A 1019-nucleotide genomic window follows, 5' to 3' on the forward strand; every position below is an offset into this window, starting at 1 on the left:
CCACCTTCGCGGATAGCGAAGCGGAGCTGCTTTTCCATGGCGATCGGAGCGATGAGGTTCACGTGGATCGTGACGGTATCACCCGGGGTAACCATTTCGACGCCTTCCGGGAGCTGAATCGTGCCGGTCACGTCGGTGGTGCGGAAGTAGAACTGAGGACGGTAGCCGTTCATGAACGGCGTGTGGCGGCCACCTTCGTCCTTAGTGAGAACGTAGATTTCAGCCTTGAATTCGGTGTGCGGAGTGACAGACTTCGGAGCGGCGAGAACCATGCCACGGACGATGTCCTTCTTTTCAGCGCCACGGAGGAGGAGACCAACGTTGTCACCTGCCTGAGCGTCGTCGAGAAGCTTGCGGAACATTTCAACACCGGTGATGACGTATTCGGTGGTTTCACCGAGACCGATACGTTCAACCTTGTCGTTCAAGCGAACGACACCGCGTTCGATACGGCCAGTAGCGACAGTGCCGCGGCCAGTGATCGTGAACACGTCTTCGATCGGCATGAGGAACGGCTTGTCGGTATCGCGCTGCGGGAGCGGGATGTATTCGTCACAAGCGTTCATGAGTTCCATGACCTTGTCCTGGTATTCCGGATCGCCTTCAAGAGCCTTGAGAGCAGAACCGCGGATGATCGGGGTGTTGTCACCGTCAAAGTCATACTTGGACAGAAGTTCGCGAACTTCCATTTCGACGAGGTCGAGAATTTCGGCATCGTCAACCATGTCGCACTTGTTCATGAACACGACGATCTTCGGCACACCGACCTGGTGGGCGAGAAGGATGTGTTCGCGAGTCTGCGGCATCGGGCCGTCAGTAGCAGCAACGACGAGGATAGCGCCGTCCATCTGAGCAGCACCAGTCACCATGTTCTTCACATAGTCAGCATGCCCCGGGCAGTCGACGTGTGCGTAGTGACGGTTAGCAGTGGTGTATTCCACGTGGGAGGTGTTGATCGTGATACCACGAGCCTTTTCTTCCGGAGCGTTGTCGATTTCATCGAAACGCTTTGCAGCGGC

The 1019-nt window shown here is 56.6% G+C and carries 1 protein-coding gene; it reads right to left on the reverse strand.

The annotated features are described in order from the left end of the window. Window positions 1–1019 (reverse strand): elongation factor Tu (gene tuf / locus B7990_RS14790; RefSeq protein WP_088641638.1); only part of this gene is annotated, 1019 nt, incomplete at both ends.

This window comes from Fibrobacter sp. UWB4 (assembly GCF_002210345.1).
Taxonomy (GTDB): domain Bacteria; phylum Fibrobacterota; class Fibrobacteria; order Fibrobacterales; family Fibrobacteraceae; genus Fibrobacter.